Genomic DNA, 20,896 nt, shown 5'->3' on the forward strand with positions numbered 1-20,896 from the left:
GCAAGGTCACGAGTTGATGCTTTGCGAGCGTCTGCTTCCGACCCCTTTCGGACCTTGAGCCCAGACTTTTTGAAGGTCCGGTTCGAAACAGATGTAGACGCCGTTCAGGCGGCCATCACGCGAGCACGTCGTGACCCAACAAGCGGGCCTCGCGCCCATCGGGCTGGCATCCTACTTGTCTCCAATACCTGCAGAGAGCAGCCTGTCCCAAGGTGTTGGGGACGGAAACACCTCCTCAAGGAAAGCCAGGAAGGCTTTCACGTTCGGGTTGCTGCGCCGGCTCTCCGGCCATAGCGCCGTGATGACGGAACGCTCGACAGCGAATTCCTGCAGGACGGGCACCAGCACGCCCCGCTCGACGTACGGGGCTGCGATGTAGGTTGGCGAGATGCCGATGCCGCCGCCGGCCACTAGGACGGCCGCCACGGCGTCGCTGAAGTCCGTGACAATGCTGGCGTTCGGCGTGATCTCGACCGTGCGGCCGCCGATCCGGAACGGCCAGCGCAGAGCCTGGCCCGTGCTCTGGAAGCGAAAGTTCACGCAGTCGTGGCCGACCAGCTCATCCGGATGCACCGGAGTGCCGCGCCGCTGCAGGTAGCCCGGGGAGGCGAAGGCGCCGAGCCGGTGCGGCGCAAGGCGCCGGGAGATCAGGCGCGTGTCCGCTAGCTCGCCTACCCGGATCGCGACATCGATGCCCTCCTCGTGTGTAGGGCGGTGACAAAACCATCCACTGGAGCGTCGGCGTCGTGCTGATGCGGGCGGCGTAAAAGCCGGCCAGTGGAGAAGCTTCTCTTTCGAGAGGAGCTGGGGATGTTTGCCGTGGAAGTCTACGCGGCCGTTCGGCAGTTCGTGTTTATCGAGGGCAACTCTCGGCGTGAGGCGGCTCGAGTGTTCGGGCTGAGCCGAGAGACGATCGCCAAGATGTGCCGGTTCTCCCTGCCGCCGGGCTATACGCGCTCGAAGCCGGTCGAGAAGCCGAAGCTTGGGCCTCTTCTGCCGGTGATCACGGCCATCCTGGAAACGGACCGAAGCGCGCCGATCAAGCAGCGGCACACGGCCAAGCGGATCTTCGAGCGTTTACGCGACGAGCACGGCTATGCCGGCGGCTACACGGTGGTGAAGGACCACGTGCGGATCTGCCGATCGCAGGGGCGGGAGACCTTCGTGCCGCTGGCCCACCCGCCTGGCCATGCCCAGGTTGACTTCGGCGAGGCGGTGGCCACGATCGGCGGCGTGCGTCGCAAGATCCATTTCTTCTGCATGGACCTGCCGCACTCCGACGCCTGCTTCGTGAAGGCATATCCGCGGGAGACCACCGAGGCGTTCCTCGACGGGCACGTCGCCGCCTTCGCCTTCTTCACGGGCGTGCCGCTGTCGATCCTGTACGACAACACGAAGATCGCGGTCGCCAAGATCTGCGGTGACGGGCAGCGCGAGCGCACGCGCGCCTTCACCGAGTTGGTGAGCCACTACCTGTTCCGCGACCGCTTCGGCCGTCCGGGCAGGGGCAACGACAAGGGCAAAGTCGAAGGGCTGGTCAAGTTCGCCCGGTCCAACTTCATGACCCCGGCTCCGGAGGCAGCTTCGTTCGAGGCGCTGAACGCTGATCTGGAGCGACGCTGCCGAGTCCGGCAGGATGAGTGTGCCGGTCGGTCTGCCGAGCTCATCGGTACGCGGCTCGTGGCCGACCGTGCGGTCCTGCGCGCCCTGCCGGCGGTCCCGCTGGAGCCGTGCGAGAAGCGGGCTGGTCGTGTCTCCTCGACCGCGCTGGTGCGCTATCACGGCAACGACTACTCGGTGCCCACCGCCTACGGCTTCCGGGACGTGCTGGTGAAGGGCTTCGTCGACGAGGTCGTGATCCTGTGCGGCGGGATCGAGATCGCCCGGCACGAACGCAGCTACGGCACCGGCGTGTTCGTCTCCGAGCCGCTGCACTACCTCGCGCTGATCGAGACCAAGCCGAACGCCCTCGACCAAGCGGCGGCCCTCCAGGACTGGGATCTGCCCGAGGCGTTCCAGCACCTGCGCCATCTCCTGGAGGCGCGCATGGGCAACCGGGGCAAGCGCGAGTTCATCCAGGTGCTGCGCCTGATGGAGGCGATGCCCAAGGACGTGGTGGCCGCAGCCGTCGCGGAGGCGATCCGGCTCGGGGCGATCGGCTTCGATGCGGTCAAGCTGATTGCGCTGGCCCGACTCGAGCACCGACCGCCCCGGCTCGACCTGGCAGCCTATCCGCACCTGCCCAGAACCACGGTGCGGACCACCGTGGCTGCCGACTATGCCGTGCTGGTGCCGGAGGTGGCCGCATGAGCCTGGCGCGCGACGAGACCACGCCGGGCGTCCTGCTGGCTCACCACCTCAAGCAGCTCAAGCTGCCCACGGTGCTGCGCGAGTACGACAAGGTTGCCCGCGAGTGCGCTCAGAGCGGCCTGGACCACTCGCGCTACCTGTTGCGGCTGGTTGAACTGGAGCTGATCGACCGTGAGCGGCGCATGGTCGAGCGCCGCATCCGGGCGGCGCGCTTCCCGGCGGTGAAGAGCCTCGACACGTTCGACTTTGCCGCGATCCCGAGCCTGAACAAGATGCTCGTGCTGGAACTGGCCCGCTGTGGCTACATCCTCGGCCGGGAGAACGTCATCGCACTTGGCAACTCGGGCACTGGCAAGACCCACATCGCCTTGGCTCTCGGCTTGGCGGCTTGCCAGAAGGGCTTCTCGGTCACGTTCACCACCGCGGCCTCGCTGGTCAACCAACTCCTGGAGGCGCGCGACGAGCGTCGTCTGCTCCGGCTTCAGCGCGAACTAGCCGCGGTCAAGCTCCTGATCGTCGACGAACTCGGCTACGTGCCGCTGTCGTCGACGGGGGCGGAGTTGCTGTTTGAGGTCTTCTCGCAGCGCTACGAGCGTGGCTCGACCGTGGTGACCTCGAACCTCCCGTTTGAGGACTGGACGTCAGTTCTGGGCTCGGAACGGCTCACGGGCGCGCTGCTCGACCGGCTGACCCACCACGTCAGCATCCTGAGCCTGAACGGCAACAGCTACCGCCTCAAAACTTCCCGCAGCCGGCGCGGCCGGGCCGAAGGGGCGGAGCAAAACCAGGCCACCGCCGATCCTCACGACCCCGAGACGGGCGAGATCCCGCCGGCCTGACCCTTACGATCGGCGACGAACGAAGAAGGGGCCCGATCGGGCCCCTTCTTCGTTCGAGCTGCACGTTGCCAGTGGCCTGATTTTGCTCCGACACGGCGGCCTGGAATTGGTCCGCCCTTTACACTGCCGGTCGCGCGGGATCGCCAGCTCAATCCGGCCTGTCTCGGTCGTGACCGTCTTGCGGCCATAGCCGTTGCGCGTGTTGCCGGCGTCCTCGCCCGCCAGATGGTGGTCCATCTCGGCGTTGAGCGCCCGCTCGGCCAGGGCCTTCTTCAGCTCGTCCAGCAGGCCATCGGCCTCGAAGGCCGTCTTGGGATCGGCCCCAGCCAGGAGCTGGTCCAGGATCGCGTCAGGGATACGGGGTGCTTTGCGTCGTGCCATCGGGAACCTCCATCGGATCCACTATGGCCGCCCGAACACGAAATTCCTGACAGTCCCGCACGGCCCGGCGCAGCGTGGCGTTCAGGGCCTCGATGGCGTTCGTGGTGTACAGGATCCGGCGAACCTCGCCGGGGAAGCCGTAGAACGGGATCACCTCGCCCCAGGCCCGCCGCCAGCTCTGGGCGATGGCCGGGTAGCGCCGGCCCCACTCACTCGCCTCGAAGACCGCCAGCGCCGCCTCGCCAGCGGCGGCATCGAGCGCGCGGTAGATGTCCTTCAGCGCCGCCGCCACGGCCTTGCGGTCCTTGTAGGAGACGAAGTCGAGGCTGTGGCGCAGCAGGTGCACGATGCAGGTCTGGACCAGCGCCTCGGGGAACACCGCTCGGATCGCATCGGGGAAGCCCTTCAAGCCATCGACCACGGCAAGCAGCACGTCCTCGACGCCGCGGTTCCTGAGCTCGTTCATGACCCGCAGCCAGAACTTGGCGCCCTCGTTCTGCTCCAGCCACAGGCCGAGGATCTCCTTGGAGCAGTCGGCGCGCACGCCGAGCGCGATGTGGACGGCCTTGTTGCGGACCACACCCTCGTCGCGCACCTTGATCCGCAGGGCATCGAAGAACACGATCGGGTAGACCGGCTCCAGCGGCCGGGCCTGCCAGGCGGCGACCTCCTCCAGGACCGCGTCGGTCACAGCGCTGATCAGGTCGGGTGAGACCTCGATGCCGTAAAGCTCGCGCAGGTGCGCGACGATCTCCCGGGTGCTCATGCCGCGGGCGTACATCGACACGATCTTGTCGTCGAAGCCGGGAAAGCGGCGCTGATAGCGAGCGATCAGCTGCGGATCGAACGTCGCCTGCCGGTCGCGCGGGATCGCCAGCTCAATCCGGCCTGTCTCGGTCGTGACCGTCTTGCGGCCATAGCCGTTGCGCGTGTTGCCGGCGTCCTCGCCCGCCAGATGGTGGTCCATCTCGGCGTTGAGCGCCCGCTCGGCCAGGGCCTTCTTCAACTCGTCCAGCAGGCCATCGGCCTCGAACGCCGTCTTCGGATCGGCCCCGGCCAGGAGCTGATCCAGGATCGCGTCAGGGATACGGGGAGCTTTGCGTCGTGCCATCGGGAACCTCCATCGGATCCACTATGGCCGCCCGCACACGAAATTCCTGACAGTCCCGTCTCGCCCAGCTAACAGTCCCCTTGGTGCATTTGCTCCAAAGGCCGCCCTACTCCGCTATGAGGTACTGAAGCCTCGGACGATCCAGGCAACCAGGAGACCCAGCAGGAGGAAGACCGTGGGAGGTGTGACGGCGAGGGTCGTCCCCATGCCGATGTAGCGAACGATGCACCTTCGCTCAGCGGCATTTGCAGCATCCACGAAGGTGATCAGGTCCTCGTCACTCCACCTTCAACCGGACGGGTGCTGGCCGCCGGGATCTTGAGGTCCGGGCAGTTGTCGAGGAAATCCCTGTGCGCCATCGGCCCGGCGAGGACGAAGGCGGCCAGCAGCAGAACAATCACGACCCAAAGCCCAGAGCTCCCGACCCAGAGCCTCCGGAGGCCCCTTCGCATGTTAGTCATGCGCCTACATTCATCACGCCAGCTCGAACCTTACCTGTCGCCCCAGATCAGCCTCGACCCGAATGAGAGGTCGCTCACCGTGTTTGAGGCGGCTACCTTCACGCAGCCCGAGCTGGTCGGACAACTCGGCCCCGATGGACACCTGCATCAAGCCTAAGCCTTCGGAAGCGCAACGATCCACGATGGCGGCGATGACCAAGGCAGCGCCGTCCGCATCATGGTTCATGAGGGTCAGGGATGCGGCCCTCAGGTCGGCTAGAAGCTTGGCATAAGCCTCCGCAAGCTGCTCCGTGCTGGCCACGACTATACTCCTGCTCAAAGGCCCAGATGATCCCGCCTGAACCTGCTCTCAGCCTAGGCCGCACCATCCAGCTCTACCTGGTTGATGGCACACCCAACGGCTTGATCCTGGCCACCTTAAAAGGCTGGACCGGCAGCGTGCTACTCGCTCGCAACAGCACGTTGTCCAGGCTTCTACAGCGGCCCGAGGCCGCTCGGACCGGAGTATACATCCTGTACGGACCGGACCCGAACGATGAGCTTCTACCTCGCGCCTACGTCGGCGAGGCTGAAGAAATCGCCAGTCGCCTGCCTGACAGTGCTCGTAAGCGTGCGTTCTGGGAGCTGGCGGCCGTGGTGACCACCAGCGATGAGAGCCTGACCAAGGGCCACGTTCGCTATCTTGAGGCGCGGCTCATTCAGCGCGCCCGCGAAGTGACCTGACCGATATTTTGGACCGAGCCGATTGGGAGGCTACTGCATGGTAGCGGCCATGGGTAGCCGGAAGGCCAGATCCGGGTAGCTGACGGGCGCGGGCGGCCGATAGCCCAGGGACGAATGCGGCCGGACGCGGTTGTAGGTAGTTTGCCAAAGACCGATCACGATCTGCGCCTCCTTCAGCGAGTAGAAGATCTCTTGTCTCAGGCACTCATCCTGAAGCTTGCCATTGAAGCTCTCACAGTACCCGTTCTCCCACGGCGAGCCCGGCGCGATGTACTGGATCTGTGTTCCGGCTTTGGCGACCCATTTGCGCAACGCCTTGGAGATCATCTCAGGACCATTATCGCAGCGGATGTGCTCCGGGATGCCGTGCAGGCACATGGCGTCGGCCAGCGCTTCGATCACGCCGACGCTGTTGATGCGCCGCGCCACCTTCAGCGCCAGACAAGCCCGGCTATGCTCGTCGATCAGCGTCAGGACCCGAAGCGAGCGTCCGTCGTGGGTCCGCGCCTGGACGAAGTCGAAGCTCCAGACGTGATTGCGGTGGAGCGGACGCAGCCGCACGCTGGATCCGTCGTTCAGCCACAGGCGGCTGCGCGGTCGGTGCTTCTGTGGGACCTTGAGCCCCTCGCGACGCCAGATGCGTTGAACCCGATCCTTGCCCACCTGCCAGCCGTCTGCCTGCAGCAGCGCGGTGACACGGCGGTAGCCGTAGCGTCCGTACTCGGACGCCAGGGCGACGATGGCGCGGGTCAGCGCATCCTCGTCGGCCGGCAGCGTGGACACGTAGCGCTGCGTGCCCCGATGCTGGCCGACGATCCGGCAGGCGTGACGTTCCGAGAGGCCGTACTTCTCCCGGATGCCAGCAACCGTCTGCCGGCGTCGCTCGGGGGCTACAAGTTTCCCGAGGCGACGTCCGCCAGCACCTGCTTCTCCAAGGATAGATCGGCTACCAGCCGCCGCAGCCGCGCGTTCTCGCGCTCCAGGTCCTTCATCTTCCTGGCCTGGTCGACCTGGAGGCCGCCGTACTCCCTGCGCCAGCGGTAATAGCTCTGCTCGGAGATCTCCGCCTCCTTGCATGCCAGCGCTAAACTCTTGCCCTGGGCCGTCTGCACCTCGATCTGGCGCAGCTTCAGCACAATCTGCTCCGCGCTCGTCTTCTGACCTCGCCGCATGTCCGACTCCTTCGGTCCTGGCTGATCCTCTCAATCAGCCCGGTCCAAAGCCAGCCGGTCAGGTCACTGTCCCTCGCCGAAGTAGCGAAATATGCCTTCTGGCGACCAGCCATCGGTGTAACCGTGTTGCTCACCGCTTGAACCGGTGAACAGCACTATGAGCGGGTGTTGGCTGGGAGTGCAGATACCGCCTTGCTGTTGCCCCCCGTAGACGGCGTGAATGTCGCGGCGGCGGTTGTAAATCTGCTGTTGGTGGAAGGGTTCCCAGGGCATCATTCATCACCAAGCCAAGTCGGATGAGCATCTGCGCGTATTCGATCAAGCCGGCTGATCCTAGTGAAACCGGTTGCACTGCGTCCCGGAAGACCGAATGGCACCGCATCCTGGAGGCTGATGTCAGCCCCTGGCCATCTCTGTGAGCCAATGCTCCATCTCGGAGGCGACAGAACGGGGGTATCACGGGGCTTCTTACGAGGAGAGGACACTGCCGGAGCAAGATGGGATAGATCGCTGCATCAGACCCACCCCCAGTTCAGCCGGGCCGCGCCCTTGCTGTCTAGCGTAAGCAGCTCTCCGATTTCGACAAGGTGTGCCCTTGCCTTTGCGCGACGGCCTACGACCGCATTGCGCGTTTCGCGTTTAGGTTGTTGACCTGTGCCACAAAACAAGGCTCCACCCGGCACCGGATTACCAAGGGAGCTGACGGAGTGAGCCAGTCGATTTTCGTGATCGGGGCGGACAACCAACTGAGTGAGGTAAGCCCTTCCACGTTCGTGGCTGAGGCGGAATTCCAGAAGCTTCTGGCCGACTACCCTGCGCTCCTGCGCTTGGCGGCGGGCAGTGATGGTGACCTGCTCCTGGTCGAGCAGGAGTTCGGCATTGCTGATGAGGAGGGCGGCTCCAACCGCTGGCGGCTCGATCACCTGTTTCTTAATCGGGATGGCGTGCCGGTCCTCGTAGAGGTCAAGCGTGCGAGCGACACTCGCGCCCGCCGCGAGGTCGTGGCGCAGATGCTCGACTACGCCGCTCACGCGCCCAAAACTCTCAAGGCCAGCGTCATCTCAGAGGCTTTTCGAGTGGCTGCAGAGGACGCCGAGCTCACTCCAAACTCACGACTGCTGGAATTTCTAGGCGACCGCGATCCCGAAGAATTTTGGAAGCAGGTAGACGCGAACCTAAGTGCAGGCCGTCTGCGTATGGTGATAGTCGCGGACAAGGTTGGCGCAGAATTGGCGCGGATAGTTGAATTCCTGAATGAGCAAATGCGTTCAGCCGAGATGCTCGCGGTTGAATTTTCACTTTTCACAAATCCGAACGGCACCCGAACATTAGTGCCTCGCCTCATTGGTGCAACCACACGCGCCGAGGCGGTCAAATCAGTCACAGGCAGCGGCCCTGGTGGGCCAGGCCTCAACTTCGCTGGCACGCTCAAGCTCGCCGAGATGATGAAGCTTTGCGCGGAGCGCGGCGACGGCATCGTTGTTGGCTTCCTGGGCGGCTTGTCAAAACTGCGCGCGATGAGTTTTGCGGAGCTCCAGGCAAAACGTGCCTTCAAATGGGACGACACAGCAGCCGGGATTGGCAACAAAATCTCGACCAATTGGATATCGGGGAGCGTCTTCATGGCGGAAGTGAAAGCAAAAGAGCAGGCCGGATAGGCTGCAGCTGGATTGATGCTGCTTTTGGAAGCGGAGAGGGCAGTGCAACCGGTTTCACTGGGGATCGCAGTTCTACCCGGCACCTTATGCGGACTGGCCGCCCTCAACCACGCGAAGGCGGCTCCGATCGCACTAGGTCCTTCCGCGCGGAACCGATGAATTTTTACTGGAGATGGTCACAAGCGGAGCCTCGCTCACGTCAATCGATCGAGGCCCAGGGCGCTTCGCACCTCTAAGGTTGACGAAAGCGGACGAAAATCTTCGCGTATAAAACGGGCTGCTTCCGCCTCTCAAAGTCGGAGAAAGACCGGAACGGCCATCGCGAGATGGACCCCAATTATTGGCGGATGGGGCACCTTCAGAGGCTCCGGCATCTCCAGACACGCACGAGCTGAGCCGCCTTAGCGTGCCGAATGAGCCTTTCCCCTCTCTAAAGATGCGGAAAGATCCGGAAAGAGTTTCGGGGATGGACAGGCTCCAGCGCGGGTTCCAACCTCGTGCAATCGATTGCACGCCAGGTCGTTGTTCCAAGCGCTGAATGAGGTGTCCACCTCCTCACAGTGCGGCCAGACCCGGACACGCCTCCCGCAACTCATGGTGGGAAGCGCGGCGATCCCATCGCCGGATCTACCTCCTCAAGCGCCCTGATTGAGCGCACGATCGCCGCGTAATCTCGCCATAGCCGGTAGTGGACGACGTTCCGCGCTCGACCTGACCGGACCCGAACGATCAGGCGATGCTTGATCATCTGGGGGATCAGCGGATCGATGTCGGTGTGCCCCGTGCGGATAATCCCCCCGTGTGCCAGCAGGATAGCCAGCACCTTAGTCAGGAGGGGCCCGTTCCCACACACAGTGGATAGCTTCGCGATGAGCACCACGAGCTTGTGGGTCGGCCGTCCCCGCGGAATGCTCTCGTGGAACTCGGACACCCATTGCGCCAGGCGCCGCGCAGCATCCGCAGAGGTCCCCCGGAGGAGATTGGCCATCCCGTTTGGGGAGCCAGCGTACTCGGTGGATCGCAGGCCGGCGATGGCAGCCGGCTCCTGCTGGAACCGGACCTCCACCCGTACGCGCTCAAGGGTCTTGGCGTACAGGACCAGGTAGGCTCCCTTTCGTTCCAGTCCCATGGACAAGGATCGCGCGTTGTCCTGGCGGACGGCCTCAGTGCGCACGTGGCGCTCGTACGTGCGGACCCCAACCTCGCGACTGAGGCTCAAGGCGTAGGGCTCGACGCGTCGGATAGCTTCGATAGCGTTGTCGGTCGTGTACTCGTGGTAGTGCTCGACCTGCTGTAGGCTCCAGGCCTCGGGTGAGGGGAGGTCCAGCAACGGCTCGAACCTATCTAGGCCACTCTCTCCCTCAGCCCCGACTTCGTAGGGGGTGCCGATCGCTATGGACATACACGCGGCGATCCGGTGGGCGTAGTCCTGGCAGAACCTCGGCCAATCTAGAGCGATCGCCGCCTGGATCAGGTCGTCGGGAATGACGTTGTCCGAGCCGTCAAGGGTTCGGCCCCGCAGCACCTCGGCACGATCACTCCAGGATCTCAGATCGTAGGAGTGCAGGGCAGGGACGGCCTTAGCCACGACTTCGGGCGCCATGTGAGCAAACAGGCGCGTCGGGTTCAACGTGATTTCAGCGTGCCCTCGATACGGGTGAACACTAGCCTGAGCGCGCCGCCGGGTGCCGCCTGACGTTGCACGAACCGGCCAGAATGACAGCTTCGCACTGAAGAGCCATTGGCTCGGCCTGAACTCGATGGTGTGCAGGCCAGCCGGCGTCCGACCATACCGGAATGGTCCTACCCCCTTTCGCTCTTGCAGATACGCGTAGAGGTCCCCCGCGGTGCGGCGGATGCCGATGGTGGGCACGTGGAAGCGGACGCGGTCGATCCAGAGGGGGTCACGCTCGGCGTTTTGGCCGGTGCAACCGGTTTCACTGGCGGAGAATGAGCGGAGGGCTTGGGCACGCTCGCGATACCGTGGGGGCGGGCTCTTCGGTTCAGGCATGCGGAATGGCGATACCAGTGGGCTTCTGTAGAGGGGGGAGCGACTGACGAAGCGGACATAGCTGTGGGGACCGCCAGCGATCCTTAACAGACCCTCGGAAGGTCCGCTTCGCGGCGGTTTGATGGACGTCGACCAAAGACCGGGTCGGGTGGAAAGCCGCCGGTCCGCTCTTCGCCTCGTATCGCTCAAAGCGGACCTCGCAGCCGAAGTTCAGGACCCGGAATACTCCCCGTCGGCGACCTGCTCCATCCACGTCACGGCCTTGCCGTCGAGCCGCTCCTGGATCGCGATGTGGGTCATCGCTGTCGACGCGGTGGCCCCGTGCCAATGCCGCTCGTTCGGCTCGAACCAGACCACGTCGCCCGGCGCAATTTCCTCGATCGGGCCGCCCTCACGCTGGACCCAGCCGCGCCCGAACGTGACGATCAGCGTCTGGCCGAGCGGGTGCGTATGCCACGCCGTGCGTGCGCCGGGCTCGAAGGTGACGCTCGCCATCGCGACGCGGGCTGGATCGGGAGCGCTGTGAAGTGGATCGATCCGCACCGTGCCGGTGAACCAATCGGACGGTCCTGCGCCCGAGGGCTGACTACCGCTGCGCTTGATGTCCATGGGATCCATCCTCTGTCCGGTTCAGAAACGCGCGTCAGAGCGACCAGCCGCCGTCGACCGAGATCGCCGCACCCGTGACGAACGCCCCGAGGTCGGAACACATCCACAGGACGGCTTCGGCGATCTCCTCGGGCTTGCCGAGCCGCCCGACGGGCTCAAGGTCGATCGCCTTCTGGATGTCGCCGCCGGTAAAGCGGTCCATCATCGGCGTCTCGATGTTTCCGGGCAGGACGGCATTTACCCGGATGTTCGCCTTCGCATAATCGAGGGCGGCCGACTTGGTCAGGCCGATGAGGGCGTGCTTGGAGGCGGCGTAGCTCGCGCCGCCCGCTACGCCCCTGATGCCAGCGCCGGAGGAAGTGTTAACCAACACGCCGCCGCCCTGGCGCAGCATCTGCGCGATCTCGTGCTTCATGCACACGAATGTGCCGCGCAGGTTGATGTCGAGGATGCGGTCCCACTCGTCGAGGGTGATCTCGTGGACGGGAGCGGCCTTGTTCTCAACGCCGGCATTGTTGAAGGCGCAGTCGATGCGGCCGAACCGCTCGGCGGTTTTGGCAACCGCCGCCTCGACATCCTCCGGCACCGACACGTCGCACCGGATCGCGAGCACCTCGCCGCTCGCCGCTTCGATCTCGGCGCGAAGCTGATCGAGCGCTGCCTCTGTCCGGTCGGTGATCGCGACCTGCGCGCCTTCCCGCGCGAAGGCGAGCGCGGCGGCGCGGCCGATACCGCTGGCCGCGCCCGTGATGAAAGCGACTTTTCCGGTGAAGCGATGCATGTCTCGATCTCTCAGCTGACCTCGATGGGCCAGACGTAGACATCGAGCGGGCTGACGATCAGCCGCTTGATCCTCATCGGAACGATGAGCCCCGCTCAACGCCGGAGTACGACCGCTACAGGTTGAGCGGCCTGACCTCACGGATCAGATCGATGAGGAACCGCAATCCGGTCGGCAGTTGGCGTCGTCCGGGGAAATAGACATGAAAGCCGGGCCCCATCGGAGCCCAGTCCGCCAGCGCGACGCGGAGTTCGCCGCGCTCGACCGAAGGCGCGACGCACGGCTCAGGCAGGTAGGCCAGACCGCCGCCGGCCACCGCGAGCGCCAAGCCGAATTGCGTGTTGTCGATCGTTACCGCCCCGGGGACGTCGAGCGCGATGGCCTCGTCCGCCCTCTCGAATTCCCAGCGGTAGAGGCTCTCGTCGCCGAGCCGAATGCGCATGCAGCGGTGGGCTGCGAGGTCGCGCGGATGATCCGGCGTCCCATGCCGATCGAAATAGGCCGGCGCGCCGACCACGACCCAGCGCAGGTCGGCCGACAGACGTTGAGCGACCATGTCCTGAGGGACCGAGCCCCCGTAGCGGATGCCGGCATCGGCTCCGGTCTCCACGACGTCGAGCAGGTCGTTAGACACCCGGACGTCGACCTCGATCTTTGGATGACGCTCGTGGAAGAGCGGGAGCACGGGGGCGAGCAGCAGCGTGCTCGCGTGCTCCAGCACGTTGAGCCGGATCCGCCCTATGGCCTTGGTTGGCTCCCGGTGCTGGTTGAGCACGTCGAGCGCGGAGCCGATCGCCGCGAACGGAGCCTCCAGCGAAGCGAGCAGATCTTCCCCTGCCGCCGTAAGTGTGACGCTGCGGCTGGTGCGGTTGATAAAGCGGACGCCGTGGCGCGCCTCCATCGCCTTGAGCGCATGGCTTAAGGCGGAGGCGCTAACGCCAAGCTCCAGACCCGCCCGCCGGAAGCTGCGGTGGCGCGCGATGGCGAGAAAGGTCCCGAGGTCGGCCAGATCGGTTCGATTGATCCGCATAGGGCCAGTGGAGTGTCTGCTAGCGGGAAAGCAATCCGTATCGCGGCGTGACCGCGTTGGGTCGGAATGGGACCGTCCGCTTTTGCGATCAGCCTGTTCCGAGGCAGACATCCTCCGCAAAGCCAGGGGCAGCTGACCTTGCCCCCTGGATTGCCCTCGATCTGAAGCTAGGGTCCGTCGATCAGGAGACGGACGATGAAGAAGAGCCGGTTCAGTGAAGAGCAGATTATCGGCATCCTGAAGGAGCAGCAGGCTGGCCTGCCGGTCGCCGATATCTGTCGCCGCCACGGCATCAGCGACGCGACGTTCTACACATGGCGTTCGCGCTACGGTGGCATGGAGGTCTCGGATGCGCGGCGTCTGAAGGCGCTCGATGAGGAGAACCGCAAGCTCAAGAAGCTCCTGGCCGAGGCGATGCTCGACGTGGCCACGCTGCGCGAGGCACTGGGAAAAAACTTCTAACGCCTGGAGCACGGAGAACAGCCGTGAGCTGGGCCATCGAGGAGAAGGGCTATTCGCAGCGTCGCGCCTGTGGGCTGATCGGCCTGGAGCCGAAGACATACCGCTACGCCCCGACCCGTGATGATGATGCGGCCGTGCGGGTACGCCTGCGCAGCCTGGCCGGCGAGCGTCGTCGCTTTGGCTATCGGCGCCTGCTTATCCTGCTGCGGCGGGAGGGCCTTAAGCTGAATCACAAGAAGCTGTTCCGGCTCTACCGGGAGGAGCGGCTGTCGGTGCGCAGGCGGGGTGGGCGCAAACGAGCCCTAGGGACGCGGGCACCGGCCGCCGTGCCGCAGGAGCCGAACCAGCGCTGGAGCCTCGACTTCGTCTCCGACACGCTCGACGACGGACGGCGCTTCCGCATCCTCGTCGTGGTCGACGACTGCACGCGGGAGTGCCTGGCGCTCGTGGTCGACACGTCGCTGTCCGGCCAGCGGGTCGCGCGCGAACTCGACCGGATCATCGCGGATCGGGGCAAGCCGGTTATGATCGTCTCGGACAACGGCACCGAGCTGACCTCGCACGCCATTCTTCGCTGGCAGGAGGAGCGTGCGGTCGCGTGGCACTACATCGCTCCCGGCAAGCCGCAGCAGAACGGCTTCGTTGAAAGCTTGAACGGGCGCTTGCGCGACGAGTGCTTGAACGAGCATCTCTTCCGGAGCCTGTCGGCGGCTCGGACCATCATCGAGGCGTGGCGGGTGGACTACAACACCTGCCGCCCTCACACGAGCCTCGGCGGACTCACCCCGAACGCGTTTGCAACCCGGTCCAAACAGGACCAGAACCAGAACGGACTCTGGTTATGAACGGGGGCAAACAGGGGGCAAGGTCAGTTCAATCCGGCTCCTGGCGGCCTCGCCGCCCCGGAGACGAGCCTGGACACCAACCCGAACGGGACGCAGCTCGGAACACCGAGCCAGCTCTCGGGCAGCGTCGGATCGAGCCTTTCGGGGCGGTAGCCGGTCCTGGTCGACCCATAGGCCCGTTTCCAGAGCCGTCCCCGACCCGGTAGCCGCGCAAGCGGCAGCCGGAACATGCGGCCTTCGGCCGGTCGCGGAGGCCACCGCCTCCGCTTCCACAGGGTGAGATCCGGATCAGACCGAAACCGCCTTGGAGCGGCGACGACCAGGCCGGGTCCGTTTCCCGCGGCCTCATCCTGAGATGCCCGCGGGAGCGGGCCGCGAAGGTGGTCTCCGGGATCGCGCGGCTGGCTGGAGCCCTCCTTCGAGGCAGCCGCTGCGCGGCCGCACCTCAGGATGAGGTCGTTGAGGGGATGATCCAAGTCCACACCACGTCCCGCGTCCCGTCATCGGCCGGCACACCGTGATCGGGACCAGCTCTAGCGCCCCCCGAGGCCCGGCCGACCGCCGACAGGGCCGATTGCGTTGGGGCCGGTGTTCGGGGCGGGCGTCGCGGCCTCGTTCCGCTGGCTGTTCATCCGGAGCGTGTCGCTCTGGGTCGTCTGCTGCTGCTGCAGGGTGCGCATTTGGCTGTCCCGGCCCATCGACTGGTTGGCGGCGTTGGGATTGTTCTGCTGCACCTGGGCGAGGACGGGGGTGGTGACGGCCGACGACAGGCAGAGGCCAGCCAGGAGAAGCGCGCGCATGAGGGAACTCCCGTGGTGAAGGGTCTCGCAGATCCGACACTTTCGGGGCCCACCAAGTTCCATCCGCGATCGCCTGCCCGGTTGCCGAACCCGGCTCCTGCGCGGGACCGACGCACGGGCATCGCGCGTCGCGCGCCAGTTCTGCGCGTCCCCGACGGTGCGATAGGTTAGCCGAGTCTTGCATTGCGCCGGCCGTCTTCACCTCTTGTTAACGGGTCCGGGCGACGCTGCCGGCAGTTGGGTTGAGAGGCGTGACATGCGGGCACTGGCGGCGGAGGACGAGCAGGCAGTCGAGCGGTTGACGCTCCGGCTTCTTCACGACGCCTATTGCGACCTCGCGGCGGTGCTGCGCGGCGCGCAACCGCAGGCGGCCGCGGCGATCCTCGGCGTGATGGAGCAACGCGTGACCGACGTCCTCGCCCGGATCTGCCGGCAGGGCTTGGAAGGGCCGGCCTCGGTGGCGATCGCGGTCGCGGTCGGCGAGCGGATCGGCGAGATCATGGACCAAGCGCACGGCCGGGACGGTCAGGCGGCGCTCGCGGCCTGAGCGACGCGGCTGGATGGCAGCCGCGGCCGCTTCAGGATCCGCAACGACCCATCCCCGCGCGTCGCACACGGGCTGGTGCCGCGACTGACATCGGCATGCGAACGCGGGCCTCGTCTTGACGACGTTCGCGTCCGGCGGCGTGTCCGCACGCCGAGCGTTGTGGCGGCGTGCGATTTTGGGCATGGGTCACGCGCATGTCGCAGCGTCAGCATCGGTAGGAATGCCGTGAGCAGTCTGAAATTCGGGACGAGCGGGCTGCGGGGTCTCGTGACGGACCTCGTGGGCGGCCCGTGCTACGCCTATGCCGGCGCCTTCTTCCGATCGGTTCCGGCCGGGAACAGCAGGCGCGAGGTCGTGATCGGGCGGGACCTTCGGGCAAGCAGCCCCGGCCTCGCCGCGACAGTGGCGCATGCTGCTGCGGCGGCCGGCTTCACGGCGGTCGATTGTGGTGCCCTCCCCACCCCGGCCCTCGCCCTCGAGGCGATGCGGCGCGGCGCCTATGCCGTCATGGTCACCGGCAGCCACATCCCCGAGGACCGCAACGGTCTGAAATTCTATCGGCCCGACGGCGAGATCACCAAAGCCGACGAGGCCGCCATCCTGGCCGCTCTGGGCGACATCGCAGCGTCCGGCGCGACGACGTCCCCCGTCCCGCCCGTGCCGGAGCCCAATGCCATCGCGCGCTATCGCGAGCGCTACCGCGCGGCCTTCGCGCCCCGGATCCTGGAGGGTCTGCGCATCGCGGTGTATCAGCAGAGCTCGGTCGCGCGCGATCTGCTGACGGATCTGCTGGCCGGCTTCGGTGCCAGCGCGACGCCGATCGGCCGGTCCGACACCTTCGTGCCGATCGATACCGAGGCGCATCGTCCCGAGGACGTCGCGTTCATCCGGCGCGTCATGGCGTCCGGCGACTACGACGCGCTGGTGACCACCGACGGTGACGCCGATCGGCCCCTAATGGCGGACGGCACCGGGCAGATCGTGCGGGGCGACGTGCTCGGGCTCGTCACGGCCCGCTACCTGGGCGCCGATACGGCCGTGGTGCCGGTGACGGCCTGCTCGGCCCTGGAGCGATCGGGCGGCTTCACGCAGGTCATCCGCACCAAGGTCGGCTCGCCCTTCGTCATCGCCGGCATGGAGCAGGCGCGACGCGCCGGGGCTCGGGCTGTGATCGGCTTCGAGGCCAACGGCGGCTTCCTGCTGGGGTCGGACGTCCGCGTCGGCGAGAACATCCTGGGTCTCCTGCCGACCCGCGACGCGATGCTGCCCATCCTGGCGTCGCTCGCGGCGGCGCGCGCGGCCGGCCTGTCGCTGGCCGATCTGGTCGCCTCGCTCGATGCGGGCGAGATGGCGAGCGACCGGCTTCCGAACACGCCCGCGGAGCGGAGCGGCGCCTTTCTCGCGCGTCTCGGCGAGGCGGGTTTCCGAGACGATTTCCTCAGGCCGATCGGTTCGCCGCAGGCCGTCGATCAGCAGGACGGCATCCGGATCGATCTGGACGGTGGACGGACGATTCACTTCCGAGCCTCGGGCAACGCCCCGGAACTGCGATGCTATGCGGAGGCCAGATCGGCCCGGGACGCCGCGGACCTCGTCCGGTGGGGGCTGAAGGCCGCCGTGTCAGCCATGGCGGAAGAGGGCGCACGGGCTTGACGGCCGGGCGGCCCGGTATGACCTGCCACGCGAGGATCGGACCGGGCCTTCGCACGCGGTGATGCGCAAAACCGTCCCGACCGCCTGCACAGCGCTGCGGACCGTCGCTATGGTGCCCCAGATCTGGGACACACCGCGGCGTGCGATCGTCAACGCCGGTCGCGGTGCGCGTCCCGGCCTGATCCCCTTCCGGGCCCTCAAGGCTGCCGTATGACGAAGAACCCCGTCCACGACCTCGACACGCGCTACATCCGCCAGATCCAGCAGCAGCAGATCGCGTTGGCGGTGATCAAGGCTGAGCGGGACGCGGCCCTGCGCGACCGCGACCAGGCGCGCGCGCGGTCCGACGCGATGGCCACGCTGGTCGATGCGCTGCTGGGCAGCCTGCGACCCTACGGGTTCAGCCGGAAGCTCTTCCTGTCGGCCATCCGAAAGGCGGCGCGCGCAATCCCCGATCAGGGGCCGGACGCGCTCCAGCACACCGTCCTGTTCGACGGCGCGAACCGGATCCTGGGCACCCGGCCCCCCGGCCGCCTCCATCCCTGACGCGAGATCGAGATCGCACAGCAGCGTCGGTATCGATCCATGCAATCCAGAAGGTGCAACTGCGGACCATGAGTGCCGAGCTTCTGACGGTCTTCAACGCGCTGATCCATCTCAGAGACAATCTGGACGAGAAGCCGCACATCCTCCAGGCCGATCTCGAATTCCTCGCGTTCGCCGCGCGGATGGCCCCGTACTCCAACGCGCAGCTGCTGCAGGATCTGTGGGTCCTGTACGAGCTGAAGGAGAAGCGGAACGGCTATTTCGTCGAGTTCGGTGCCTGTGACGGCGTCAGCCTCAGCAACACGCTCCTGCTCGAGAAGACCTTCGGCTGGCAGGGTGCCCTGGCGGAGCCGGCCCGCGCCTGGCACGCGGCGCTGTATCGCAATCGCAACTGTTACATCACCGATCGCTGCGTCTACAAAACCGATGGGATTGAGGTCCTGTTCAACGAGGTCGATATCGGCGAGCTGTCGGGTGTCGAAGATCTGATCACGGGTGATTTCCACGCGGATGCCCGCCAGCAGGGCGTCCAATACGCGGTCAAGACGATCTCGCTCGACCGTTTCCTGTCGGAGGCCCGCGCGCCCCGGCAGATCGACTATATGAGCCTCGACGTCGAGGGCGGCGAGTTCGATGTCCTGCAAAGCTTCGATTTCGCGAGCCGCGACATCGCCCTGATCAGCGTCGAGCACAATTTCTCGGACAGCCGCGGGAAGATCTACGATCTTCTGACCGGGCTGGGGTACCGTCGGCGGTTCCGGCACCTCTCTCTGTTCGACGATTGGTACGCACGGCCCGATCTTCTCCCGGCGCAGGCCTGACGGAGCCCTCTGTCATGCCGACCCGCAACGCGATCGCGACCCTCGACTCGATGTTCGACCTGTTCAGGCAGATGGGCAGCGGCATCGCCCTCGATCTGCACTGGCTTGCGATCTCGAGACGTCTCCAGCAAATCCGCGCGGACACCGTTTGGTCGGCCGACATGGATTTCGTCGCCGTGAAGCTGAAAGCCTACGCCGCGCATTTCGCGGCCACCTATGAGCCCGACCTCGGGTCTGAGACGATCAAGGCGGCGAACGCCGCGAAACTCGACCGCGTCGTCGAACAATACGCGATCCTGCGCGCCCACATCGAGCAGCAGCCCGGCGGGATCGCGAGGCCGGCTTGAGGCGGGCGCCGTAGAGCTACTTCTGCCGGCCGCCGATTGTGCGGGGGCATGCGGCCTCTCGGGCTGCCCCCTGATCGCCCGTCGCCGGAGCGACCCTGCGATGATTTCGGCGGACTGGATTTCTAGCGCCTCCGGCCGCCGAAGAAACGTACCGCGCGCGAAAGGGGCGTCCGGGGGCGGGCTCGCTCCAGGGCATTTCGGATCTCGGTGGCCAACCGCGCCGCGACGATCTCGCGGGCCGCATCGTCGTAGTGGACGATGTCGTAGAAGGTCCCCGCCTCCCGATCGCGAAAAATCCCGCTGAGGTCCAGCGCCGTGAACGTGCGCCGGTACGGGCGCCGAGCCACGAGCTGCGCCGTGAAGGCCTCCAGCTTGGCGTATTGGCGGTCCAGATAGGCCAGGAACGCCCCCGAGGCGACGCCGCGCTCCACCTCGGTGAGGTGGCGCTTGCGCAGGACCGTGGGCTGCAGGACGCTCACGATCGGCACCGCGTGATCGTGGGACAGCTTGGTGAGGCGGTGCGCGGCGCGTTCGTAGTGGTGGACGATGGCGTCCTCCCAGCCCGGGCTCTGCCAGCCCACCTCGGCGCGCAGCCGTTTCAGCTCCTCGTAGATCAGCGTGATCAGCGCATCGTAGGACAGCCCGTCCTCGCGGGCCCTCGGGTCGTGCGTGTCGAAGAAGTGGTCGTAGAGCCGCTGGGTGATGAAGGCGTTGTACGGGTGGCCGGGCCGGGGATCGTAGGTCCAGGGCTGGAACAGGTCCGTGCTGCCGCTGAGCACGAGGATCGCGTCGGGACTGTAGGTGACGAGACGCGACCAGATCAGGTGGGTCATCTGGGTGAGGCAGCTCGACATCACCCCGAAATTGTAGACCTTCGCGCTGGCCGGCCAGTCCGCCCGCAGAATCCGCTCGATCCGGCCCGGCAGGGTGTTGGCGATGTCGCCGCCGTCGATGGTGGTCGAGTCGCCGACGATCAGGATCCGGGTTTCGCCGGCCGGCTTGCGCTCCACGATCGGCGCCGCGTTCAGGAAGCCGTCGGCGTCGAACGGGACGCCGTAATGGCTCGCCCCCGGCTTGCCGGCGAACTGGATGAACGGGCTTGGATACCGCGTGTTCGAGTCGAGATAGCCGAAGTGATGCAGGAACTTGCGCCGTCGTGCAGCATCCTCGCTCTCGGGCGGAGCCCAGATCTGCTCCACGCCCGGGGCGGTCAGGGCGGCCATCATCGTGTCTCGGAGCGCCGCTTCGCCGGCCGCATTGAGCCGGACTCCGTCGTCGCTGAACGCGGGCCTGAGCGCGCCCGTCTCGGTGGCCAGGACGGGATCGTAGTCGATGAACTGCGCCCCGTAGGCCGGGACGTGATCGCGCAGCCACGCATTGACCTGCCCGATGAGCGCGACCGGCAGCCCGGCCGCGGCCCGGGAGGCCGGATCGACCGGCGGGATCGAGCCGACCCAGGTCCGCACGTAGAGGTCGCGCGCGTCCTGCAGCATGGCGGCGATGTCGGCCGTGATCTGCTCCACCGACGGCGCGCCGTCGCCGCTGAGGATGTCGTCGCGGCCGCCGATCAGGTGCAGGCCCCGGGCGCCGTAAAGGGCGATGTCGGAGCGAAGCCGCCGCGCCATGTCCCGGGTCGATTGTCCGGCAATTCCCCGCGCGACCGTCTGAGGCCCGGAAAAGAGCTGCGGCGTCCCGGCCGTCAGCCCCGCCGTCACCGAATCGCCGAAGAACAGGATCGGCCCGAACGGGAAGAGCGGCGTGTCTGACATCTGTGCGCTCATGCCGTCGC

General features: G+C 66.2%; 19 protein-coding genes and 2 pseudogenes. 10 read left to right on the top strand and 11 right to left on the bottom strand.

The genetic code is table 11. From position 1 onward, the window contains the following. Positions 1-171 precede the first annotated feature (171 nt). Positions 172-702 (bottom strand): annotated as a pseudogene (locus JOE48_RS27720) (substrate binding domain-containing protein); the annotation flags it as partial. Positions 703-810: 108 nt separating this feature from the next. Between JOE48_RS27720 and istA the strand changes: the two are divergent. Both istA and istB read left to right on the top strand, forming a co-directional pair. Then, complete coding sequence (gene istA / locus JOE48_RS27725) at positions 811-2,310, top strand: IS21 family transposase (protein WP_210025731.1); 1,500 nt, start codon at positions 811-813, stop codon at positions 2,308-2,310. Beyond that, positions 2,307-3,149 (top strand): IS21-like element helper ATPase IstB, encoded by an 843-nt coding sequence (gene istB / locus JOE48_RS27730; protein ID WP_210025729.1) that lies wholly within the window; start codon positions 2,307-2,309, stop codon positions 3,147-3,149. Before istA ends, istB begins: the two co-directional genes overlap by 4 nt. A gap of 126 nt (positions 3,150-3,275) precedes the next feature. Here istB and JOE48_RS27735 read toward each other — a convergent pair. From JOE48_RS27735 to JOE48_RS27745, 3 genes and pseudogenes are all read right to left on the bottom strand, one after another. Continuing rightward, a pseudogene (locus JOE48_RS27735) lies at positions 3,276-3,530 on the bottom strand (transposase); the annotation flags it as partial. Then, on the bottom strand, positions 3,499-4,641 hold the full coding sequence (locus JOE48_RS27740; protein ID WP_280921338.1) for an IS256 family transposase: 1,143 nt from the start codon (positions 4,639-4,641) through the stop codon (positions 3,499-3,501). The pseudogene JOE48_RS27735 and the gene JOE48_RS27740, both read right to left, overlap by 32 nt. A 474-nt stretch (positions 4,642-5,115) precedes the next feature. Continuing rightward, positions 5,116-5,403, bottom strand: a complete 288-nt coding sequence (locus JOE48_RS27745; RefSeq protein WP_210034708.1) for a hypothetical protein — start codon at positions 5,401-5,403, stop codon at positions 5,116-5,118. A gap of 26 nt (positions 5,404-5,429) precedes the next feature. Between JOE48_RS27745 and JOE48_RS27750 the strand changes: the two genes are divergently transcribed. Then, a complete protein-coding gene (locus JOE48_RS27750) occupies positions 5,430-5,825 on the top strand; it encodes a GIY-YIG nuclease family protein (protein WP_210034710.1) in 396 nt (131 codons plus the stop codon). A gap of 30 nt (positions 5,826-5,855) precedes the next feature. Here the strand turns inward: JOE48_RS27750 and JOE48_RS27755 are convergent. Next, positions 5,856-6,997 (bottom strand): IS3 family transposase gene (locus JOE48_RS27755; protein ID WP_210034711.1). Its coding sequence is split into 2 segments (ribosomal slippage): positions 5,856-6,730 and positions 6,730-6,997, totalling 1,143 coding nucleotides; the frame shifts between segments, so codons are not numbered across the junction. A 707-nt stretch (positions 6,998-7,704) separates the two neighbouring features. Between JOE48_RS27755 and JOE48_RS27760 the strand changes: the two genes are divergently transcribed. After that, positions 7,705-8,655 (top strand): hypothetical protein, encoded by a 951-nt coding sequence (locus tag JOE48_RS27760; RefSeq protein ID WP_210034713.1) that lies wholly within the window; start codon positions 7,705-7,707, stop codon positions 8,653-8,655. 592 nt (positions 8,656-9,247) lie between these two features. On the opposite strand, the gene JOE48_RS27765 is transcribed toward JOE48_RS27760, so the two are convergent. The 4 genes from JOE48_RS27765 to JOE48_RS27780 all read right to left on the bottom strand — a co-directional run bounded on the left by JOE48_RS27765 (position 9,248) and on the right by JOE48_RS27780 (position 13,086). Beyond that, positions 9,248-10,258 (bottom strand): hypothetical protein, encoded by a 1,011-nt coding sequence (locus tag JOE48_RS27765; RefSeq protein WP_210034718.1) that lies wholly within the window; start codon positions 10,256-10,258, stop codon positions 9,248-9,250. Between the two features lie 618 nt (positions 10,259-10,876). Continuing rightward, positions 10,877-11,275 carry a cupin domain-containing protein gene (locus JOE48_RS27770; protein WP_210034719.1) on the bottom strand — a complete coding sequence of 133 codons (399 nt, stop codon included), beginning with the start codon at positions 11,273-11,275 and terminating at the stop codon, positions 10,877-10,879. 34 nt (positions 11,276-11,309) lie between these two features. Continuing rightward, complete coding sequence (locus tag JOE48_RS27775; protein ID WP_210034720.1) at positions 11,310-12,056, bottom strand: SDR family NAD(P)-dependent oxidoreductase; 747 nt, start codon at positions 12,054-12,056, stop codon at positions 11,310-11,312. 115 nt (positions 12,057-12,171) lie between these two features. Then, positions 12,172-13,086, bottom strand: a complete 915-nt coding sequence (locus JOE48_RS27780; protein ID WP_210036098.1) for a LysR family transcriptional regulator — start codon at positions 13,084-13,086, stop codon at positions 12,172-12,174. A 195-nt stretch (positions 13,087-13,281) separates the two neighbouring features. Between JOE48_RS27780 and JOE48_RS27785 the strand changes: the two genes are divergently transcribed. Continuing rightward, positions 13,282-14,393 (top strand): IS3 family transposase gene (locus JOE48_RS27785; protein ID WP_210031638.1). Its coding sequence is split into 2 segments (ribosomal slippage): positions 13,282-13,531 and positions 13,531-14,393, totalling 1,113 coding nucleotides; the frame shifts between segments, so codons are not numbered across the junction. 533 nt (positions 14,394-14,926) lie between these two features. On the opposite strand, the gene JOE48_RS27790 is transcribed toward JOE48_RS27785, so the two are convergent. Further along, positions 14,927-15,193: a hypothetical protein gene (locus JOE48_RS27790; RefSeq protein ID WP_210034722.1), complete on the bottom strand. Its 267-nt coding sequence runs from the start codon at positions 15,191-15,193 to the stop codon at positions 14,927-14,929. A gap of 256 nt (positions 15,194-15,449) precedes the next feature. Between JOE48_RS27790 and JOE48_RS27795 the strand changes: the two genes are divergently transcribed. The 5 genes from JOE48_RS27795 to JOE48_RS27815 all read left to right on the top strand — a co-directional run bounded on the left by JOE48_RS27795 (position 15,450) and on the right by JOE48_RS27815 (position 19,107). Next, on the top strand, positions 15,450-15,740 hold the full coding sequence (locus JOE48_RS27795; RefSeq protein WP_210034724.1) for a hypothetical protein: 291 nt from the start codon (positions 15,450-15,452) through the stop codon (positions 15,738-15,740). Between the two features lie 225 nt (positions 15,741-15,965). Further along, positions 15,966-17,393: a phosphomannomutase gene (locus JOE48_RS27800; RefSeq protein ID WP_210034726.1), complete on the top strand. Its 1,428-nt coding sequence runs from the start codon at positions 15,966-15,968 to the stop codon at positions 17,391-17,393. Positions 17,394-17,603: 210 nt separating this feature from the next. After that, positions 17,604-17,939 carry a hypothetical protein gene (locus JOE48_RS27805; RefSeq protein WP_210034728.1) on the top strand — a complete coding sequence of 112 codons (336 nt, stop codon included), beginning with the start codon at positions 17,604-17,606 and terminating at the stop codon, positions 17,937-17,939. A gap of 68 nt (positions 17,940-18,007) precedes the next feature. Next, positions 18,008-18,760 carry an FkbM family methyltransferase gene (locus JOE48_RS27810; protein ID WP_210034731.1) on the top strand — a complete coding sequence of 251 codons (753 nt, stop codon included), beginning with the start codon at positions 18,008-18,010 and terminating at the stop codon, positions 18,758-18,760. A 14-nt stretch (positions 18,761-18,774) separates the two neighbouring features. Then, a complete protein-coding gene (locus JOE48_RS27815; protein WP_210034732.1) occupies positions 18,775-19,107 on the top strand; it encodes a hypothetical protein in 333 nt (110 codons plus the stop codon). Between the two features lie 122 nt (positions 19,108-19,229). Here JOE48_RS27815 and JOE48_RS27820 read toward each other — a convergent pair whose 3' ends face one another. Beyond that, positions 19,230-20,876: a GDSL-type esterase/lipase family protein gene (locus JOE48_RS27820; protein WP_245252982.1), complete on the bottom strand. Its 1,647-nt coding sequence runs from the start codon at positions 20,874-20,876 to the stop codon at positions 19,230-19,232. Between the last annotated feature and the right edge of the window lie 20 nt (positions 20,877-20,896).

The organism is Methylobacterium sp. PvR107 (assembly GCF_017833295.1).
Lineage (GTDB): Bacteria > Pseudomonadota > Alphaproteobacteria > Rhizobiales > Beijerinckiaceae > Methylobacterium.